We start from the raw sequence: 7,038 nt of genomic DNA, 5'->3' as shown, positions 1-7,038 counted from the left end.
ACGCCCCGGATGAACAACCTACTGAGAGATCACACCTAGCGATACACCACGGTGAATGGCTAGGCCGGCCGGAGCGTATCGATCAGCAAGCCTACCCGCGCCAGGCGCCCACGCTTGATGCAGCCGATCGCCATGCGCTTGTTCGGCATCGGCCGGCGCGTGGCCAGGTCCACCCGATCACGCAGGAGAAGGCCTACCGAGTCGATTTGCAGATCGATCAGTTGGACGTGCGGCCCCGAAACCGGACAGGTCAGGACGTGGTACCAGGTGGATGAGCATGAGCGGCTGCCTCGGGCATGGGGGCGCTAGCCGGCCGGCAGCTGGGAGCTCGCTCGCTTGAACAGCGGATCGGCGCCCTCGAAGACGTCATCCGGCGCTTCCGGCCACTCCCGGCGGATGGCCTCGAAGTCGCCTTCGTTCCAGCAGCGCAGGAAGGTCATGCCCTCGTCGGTCTCCAGTGCGAAGGCGATCGCGGCTGTGGATGCGTCAGGTGCCTGGTTGACTTTCTTCAGCGCATCATTGATCGCGGCGGCGTAGCCTTCACGGTAAGCGTCATCCGGATGGGCCTTGGTGGGGCCAGCCGTGGGGATCAGTGCACCGATCATGTTGTACAGGTCAAGCATGGGGCCGTCCTCGATAGGAGTGGTCCGTCCCAGATCAACGCGCTTTCCCACTTGGCAGCAAAGGCGTCGACCCGGGCGGTCGGCCTAGTGTGCGGCTGCGGCTGCGGCCGCGGCTGCCGCTGTCAGCGCAAGCGTCGATTCACGCCCTTCTTGGTAGGGGATTCGGGGGTTGCCCGAGATGCTGCATCGAGCTCGGCTTGGAGCTCACCAGGCGTGCCGATGAGCTCTGCCAGGAGCTGCCGGGCCAACGAGTGCGCATCGTGATCCGCCGCCGGCGCCGTGCGAGCGCGCGCTGGCCCATCAATTGTCGGGCCCGGTGCCCGTGCACGAGGTTCAGTCATGTTCACCCTCCGAAACGTGGGCCGCTGACTGTCGTTCCGGTAGCTTGCAGCGTCAAGAGGACATTCAGCCAGCCGCCAGCACCTGGAGTCGTCGATAGGCGCCGGTGGCGCATCAGGCCGGCGGGGTGTGCCGACGCGAACGTTCCGCAGCCAAGAAGCCCTTCACGAGAACCGAGCCCCAGCTGTAGAGCGTCTGTCCAAACACCCCGTAGTAGAAGACGAGTAGCCAGGGGCCCGGTGTAGGCGCGTCGAGCATGCGTGCCAATCCGAAGGGGCGCCGGCCAGGGATGCAATCAGCACGAGGAAGAGGAGGTAGTCACCCATCTGGCTGCTATGGCTAACCGGTGCCGAAACCGGCCCCGGTGCTTTGAAGGGCATGGTGTCCCAGGTCTCAACCAAGCACAGCGCGTTACGAACGGCCGCCGGCGCCAGGGAACCTTTTGGATCGACATCCAACCGCAGCGCCTGGATCCCTCGCTGGTCGGCTCCATCGGCGTGACGGCGGCGTCGTTCGGCTTCGTCGACCTGATGAACCGCATCGGGGTTGAACGCCGGGCCTACACTTCCGGCGCGCACAAGGCATTCCTGGATCCGTTCCAGCCGAAGAACCCCGAAGAGACCGTTTTCTGGAACGACGTGCTCAAGCAGACGCACCAGCAGTTCATCCAGTCGGTGAAGACCGGCCGCGGCGATCGCCTGAAGGATGCCGATCATCCGGAGCTGTTCTCCGGCCTAATCTGGACCGGCGAGCAGGCCAAGCAGCTGGGCCTGATCGATAAGCTGGGAGATGTCGACTACGTCGCCCGAGACCTAGTGGGCGCCACGAGCCAGGTCGACTTCACCGTCAAGGACAATGCCTTCGATCGCTTCGCTAAGCGCCTCGGTGCTTCCGCCGCGCAGCAGCTGTCGATGGCACTCGGCTTCAGTGGCGTATCGCTTCGGTGAGTCGGTGAGAAATGGCGGCGACCGCCGGCCTACCTGGAAGCGATAGCTGCGCCTGTCAATGCATCAGGCGCGGTCGCTGCCTGCAGCGGCCCGTAAGAGCTATTTCGCCTTATGTGGGGCACGCAGTTCAGGATTGAAGGACTCTAAACCACGCGAGCCGAGGCGCCGCGTCAACTTCGCGTGCTCTTCTTCACCGCCCTCACGGCCTGCTGCCATATCGCGCTTGAAATCATTGATGACATCGGCAAGCTTGGCCTGATCCTCCAGATCTGCAAGCTTCACAGCGCGGGTGACCTCCGCCGCCCCATAACTCACCGTTACCACCATGGCTCTGTCTGCCGGACGAGGCGCGGCTGTCGTGGTGTAGGGCGCTAAAGCCGTTCTAAGCCGATCGATTCCTTGTTCCATGACTTCTCCTTGCTATGGGCAGTGGTTACCTAGGTCATAGAAATCATCGATTTCGGTTAAAGATTAGGCCGCAGCCTAAAAGCTGAGGGATCGAGGCTCCGAAAGCGCGCCGGGCCTTGCCGAAGTGACTGCTGATCTGCCGCTAGGGATAACCCGACCACCACCTGAGCGGCACGCCCACCAGCTTTCAGTGTGAGGCTGCCCTTCGCCCGCTTGGCAGTTGGAAATTGTGCCGGACGGACAAAACCACGACCGGTGATTGACCGGCCTGGATGTCAGCTTCCAGGACAGCGGCCATGCGTATGCCCTGCGACGCCGCATTGTTACTCAGATTGCATCTGGAACGGCCCAGGCGCTTCAACGAGTATATATGAGCGCCCCCGTTTGCCAGGCGGACGTATGCGATGACGGCCAAGACGGTTGCAGCTATATGTCCGGCCTTAACACCACTCAAGTGGCGGGCCCTAATGAGCTCCGCTGACTCATGCCTCATTACCTGTGCGAACTCAGGGTTCGATACTTTTTTCAGGCTTGATGAGTCCCGGTCCGACCTGTGCTGCCATTACCTACGCTGCCTGCGCAACCCGTGCAGGTTTACCGCTGCTCTTCCATTTCTACGAGCCGAGCCATACCTGTTAAGACACCGACGTCGAAGCCCAAGGACATTGATAGGGGCGGCCATGCGCCAAGACGGCCCAGATGGTTCGCGCCATCTTGTTAGCCAGGGCCACGACCGCGACATTCAGCGGTCGCCGTCTTTGCACCTCCCGTATCCAAGGCCCTGGGTCCTTCGCATTCTGAATGACACTGTGCGCCCCGTTGATCAGCAACTTGCGCAAATACCTGTCGCCTCGTTTACTGATCCCCTGCAGATTAATCTTACCTCCCGTGCCGGTCTGTCGCTGCACCAGGCCGGCCCGGGCGGCAAACTCGCGGCCCGATCGAAATGCCCGCGGATCGCCCATGGCCGCCACGGCAGCCGTCGCGGTCAACAAGCCCACGCCGGGAATCTCACCCAGCGCCTTCACACCCTCATCGGCGCGGCTCAACTCGCGAATCCGTCGCTCGATGGCAGCGATGCGCTCTTCGAGTCGGTCAAGTTCAAGCTATCGATGAGTACGGCCGGCAGCCGTTCGGCCAAGCGGATCAAGATCTCGGGCAGCGCCCGGTTCAAGGCCGCCTGGCCCTTACTGATGATTTCGCCGTACTCCGCGATCAAACCGCGCAGGGCATTGCCCTGCATCTGCTTGCACTTGCGCAATTGCGAGCGGATCCGGTGCAACGCCAACATCGCCTGTTGGGCTTCACTTTTGACCGCCACAGCGCGACTTGGCTGCTGCACGGCGCGCCAGATGGCCTGGGCATCGGCCACGTCATTCTTATTGCGCAGATTGAAGGCCTTGACGTAGGCACCCGGCATCAGCTTGACCTGGTGCCCCATGCCCAGCAATTGCCGCGCCCAATGATGAGCGCCGCCGCAGGCTTCCATCCCGATCAGACAAGGTGGTCGGTTGGCGAAGTGGGCCAGGAAACGCTCGAGTTTGAGCGTCTTGTTCACCACCTCTCCGCTACGATCCTCCACGTAATGCACCTGGATGACGTGCTTGGCAATGTCGATACCGACCGGCATGGGTTGCATGGCGCCTTCCTCCGCTGGGTGGGAAATCTTCATTCGCTAGACCTTAGCCTAATGCCTGGGCCCCTTCACCTGGATCCGATCTGGGCGTGTAAAGAGGAGGCGCTCATCTCATTTCTATGACTCGAATGACCAAACGGTGCCCTCCTCGGCGACGCAAACTACGTCCTGTGATGATGCTCATCCTCTGAATTTATGGGATCTGATTTCTTTCTTGATACTCGACTAGCGACCAAGTGATGGGCCAACAGATACACCGCGATACCCAAGGTGCCGATAAGCAGCATAAGACCGATCTTTTCGTGTGCGAACATCGAGAAAACCCTCGCGTTAGACGATAAGGACATGATTGCCTATGTCTGTAATTAAACAAATAACCTGAGCCTAGCCCTCGATGCCAAGAATGCAAATTGACCGGCCGAGCCCAACCGACCCTCTGGGTCGCCTAGACCAATTTCGCTAGACCTTAGCCTAGTGCCTTGGCCTCTTCACCTGAACCGATACGGCGTACAAGGAGGGAGGCGCTCATCTCATTATCTGGGTAGCCCCTTCCACACGCTGCCTAAAACGCGTGCACCACTGGCGCTCGATAGCGGATTTAACAGTAAGAACGAAATCTACCAAGTGGCGGGCGAGCCCGGTGCGTTACCGGGCCCAAGATCCGTCAGACCTTGAAGCGAGCAGTCATCTCCTGCAGGCGACACCCAATGCGGGCCAGCTCCATGCTCGAGGACGCCGTCTCCTCACTCGCTGCCGCGGTCTGGTCGGAAATGTCGCGGACGTTGGTGACGCTGCGGCTGATCTCTTCTCCTGCTGAGCTTTGCTGTTCGGTCGCGCAGGCTATCTGCTCATTCATCGACTCGATGCTTTTCACCGACTGGGTAATGCGTTTAAGCATCTCGCCAGCCTCGCGGGAAAGATTCACGCTGCTGCCAGTGAATTGCACGTTCTGCTCCAACACCGCGGCCATTCGGTCCGTGCTTTGATTTAGGCCGTCGATCAGCTGAGCGATCTCGTCGGTAGAAGCGCGCGTGCGCTGCGCCAGACCTCGGACCTCATCCGCCACCACGGCAAAGCCGCGACCTGCTTCACCGGCCCGGGCAGCCTCGATAGCTGCGTTCAGCGCCAACAGGTTGGTCTGCTCGGCGACCGACTTGATCACCTCCAGAACGCCACCAATGCTATCGGCTTGGTCGCGCAGCGCGGCCATGGCAGCTTTGGTCGAGTCCATCTCGTGAGCGAGCAGCTCGATCTGATTGACCGCCTTGGTGACAGCCCTGTCACCCTGCTGCGCCTGCTGGCTGGCATCCATCGCCGATTTGGCCGCCTCACCCGCGTTACGCGCAACCTCATGGGTGGTCGCGGTCATCTCCTGCATAGCGGTAGCGATCTGATCGGTATCGACCTTCTGGGATTGCACGCCAGCACTGGTCTGCTCAGTGACCGCCGACAGCTGCTCCGCCGCACTCGCAACCTGAACGACTCCGTCCTTCATTTCACCGATCAGGCCGCGAAGACTGGTGGTCATCCGCTGCATGCTGTTCTGCAGCATGCCCAGCTCGTCTCTGCGGGTAACCGTCTGGTAATGAGTGAAGTCACCACTGGCAACGGTCTCGACCAGCGCAACGGTCTCTTTCAGCGGCCGGACGATAGAGAGTGTGATCATCCAGGCACCGAGAAACGCCATAGTGATGGCGACAGCCAGCCAGATCAGCAGCATCTGCCGGGCGCCGGCCACATCAGAGGCCTGGAACTCGTTCTGAATAGCGGTCAGTTTGTCGGCAGTCGCAAGCAGCGTCGTGATCGAGGCCGAGATACCCGCCTGCGCGGCATCTACCTTCACTTGGTCCGCAACCAACTGCTGAAGGCGCTCCTGGTAGCTGCTTACCTCATTGGCAAGTTTTTGGACGACATCGCGCGGAAGGCCGGTCGTTTCAAGAGCTTTGATCTGCGCTATTACTGCTGAGATTGCAGCGCGCGCTGTTTCCTCGGCGTCCTTGCCTGGTAACTGGGCATAGCCGCGCAAACTGACCCGCATGCGCTGCACGCCAACGTATAGCGAGGCGAGCTGCTGACGATCTTCGAAGCGACCGCCTTCGGCATTAGCCGCCGCGGAAAGCGCCAAAAGATCCGCGTCAATAGCCTCAGCTGACATCGTTGCAGTCGTCCGCGTAGCCTCCCGTTCACGGGTTGCTGCCACCGTCTGCTGATAGAACTCGCGGTAGCGCTTGAGGATGGCGTCCGCTTCACTCAGTAGTACCGTGTTAGCTGCGGAATTGAAATAGGGGATGATGCTGTTCAGCTGACCCTCAGTTTTATCGAGGGCGGCGAGCCACTTTCCAGCCTGCACGTCATCGGCTTTAGTGATGTACACCAAGCGCTCGATGTGCATGTCTCGAGCCAAGGTGCTAAAGCCGGCTATATCACCCATTCGGGCGCTACGGTCGCGCAGCGTATCGGTCGCCGTCCAACCGGTGTATGCCACCAGCAAAATCATACCGATGAGCAGGGAGAAGCCGAGCGTAAGCTTGGCTCGAACGCCGATGTTGCTGAGGAAATTCCAGCCGTTGTGCTGCATGTGAAATACCTGGATAGTGAGCTTTGTAACGCGATGGCGAACTCGCCTTCGCTTTAGGGGTTGACGGTAACATGACCTCTAAGATTTCGTCAGCCTTACGGCAGGCCTGAAGGCGCGGAGGGGGCGCTTGGCACTAAATGCGGGTAACAACGATGTCCCGCTGAGGCGCTATCATTCACAACCACGGACATACCGGCGTTGTGATTCAGGCACACGAGCAAGATGATAGCAGTCAGGACGAGCAGTAGGCTGCGGACAATGACATGTTTTAAATCAGCGATCTCAAACGAGGCGCCTACTAGACTGCTAATCGCTCAAGAAAGCGGCTTTGGCCGATAACCAATCAATCCGAGGGGACAGCCGGCTCGCTTCGTGCGAGGTCATATGTCTAATGTTTCAGGTGTTTTACAGGCTGTTACCGGATATGTCCTGAATCTGGAGTTGGAGCACATCAACAGAAAGCGCATGTCAGTGATCATCTGGCTGGCGACCTATGGCAACTTATGC

Annotated in this window: 4 protein-coding genes and 3 pseudogenes; 1 reads left to right on the top strand and 6 read right to left on the bottom strand. The window is 60.1% G+C overall.

Features of this window, described 5'->3' with window-relative positions:
- Positions 1 to 59: 59 nt before the first annotated feature.
- Together RND78_RS28625 and RND78_RS27305 are read right to left on the bottom strand one after the other, a co-directional pair.
- Positions 60 to 254: a DUF6012 family protein gene (locus RND78_RS28625; RefSeq protein WP_409457146.1), complete on the bottom strand. Its 195-nt coding sequence runs from the start codon at positions 252 to 254 to the stop codon at positions 60 to 62.
- 51 nt (positions 255 to 305) lie between these two features.
- Entirely contained in the window at positions 306 to 623 is a 318-nt protein-coding gene (locus tag RND78_RS27305; protein WP_312733326.1) for a hypothetical protein, read from the bottom strand.
- A gap of 815 nt (positions 624 to 1,438) precedes the next feature.
- On the opposite strand from RND78_RS27305, the pseudogene RND78_RS27300 reads away from it, so the two are divergent.
- Positions 1,439 to 1,909 (top strand): annotated as a pseudogene (locus tag RND78_RS27300) (S49 family peptidase); the annotation flags it as partial.
- Between the two features lie 99 nt (positions 1,910 to 2,008).
- Here RND78_RS27300 and RND78_RS27295 read toward each other — a convergent pair.
- The 4 genes and pseudogenes from RND78_RS27295 to RND78_RS28615 form a co-directional block, all read right to left on the bottom strand.
- Positions 2,009 to 2,317, bottom strand: coding sequence for a hypothetical protein (locus tag RND78_RS27295; RefSeq protein ID WP_312733324.1), 309 nt, complete (start codon positions 2,315 to 2,317; stop codon positions 2,009 to 2,011).
- Positions 2,318 to 2,952: 635 nt separating this feature from the next.
- A pseudogene (locus tag RND78_RS27290) lies at positions 2,953 to 3,956 on the bottom strand (IS110 family transposase).
- 661 nt (positions 3,957 to 4,617) lie between these two features.
- Positions 4,618 to 5,331: a methyl-accepting chemotaxis protein gene (locus tag RND78_RS28620; protein WP_409457145.1), complete on the bottom strand. Its 714-nt coding sequence runs from the start codon at positions 5,329 to 5,331 to the stop codon at positions 4,618 to 4,620.
- Between the two features lie 144 nt (positions 5,332 to 5,475).
- A pseudogene (locus tag RND78_RS28615) lies at positions 5,476 to 6,450 on the bottom strand (methyl-accepting chemotaxis protein); the annotation flags it as partial.
- Positions 6,451 to 7,038 lie beyond the last annotated feature (588 nt).

Origin of the sequence: Pseudomonas oryzihabitans, assembly GCF_032027545.1 — a bacterium.
GTDB lineage: Bacteria > Pseudomonadota > Gammaproteobacteria > Pseudomonadales > Pseudomonadaceae > Chryseomonas > Chryseomonas oryzihabitans_F.
Note: the sequence above shows the minus strand (reverse complement) of the source record. Positions and strands in the feature narration are given on the sequence as shown.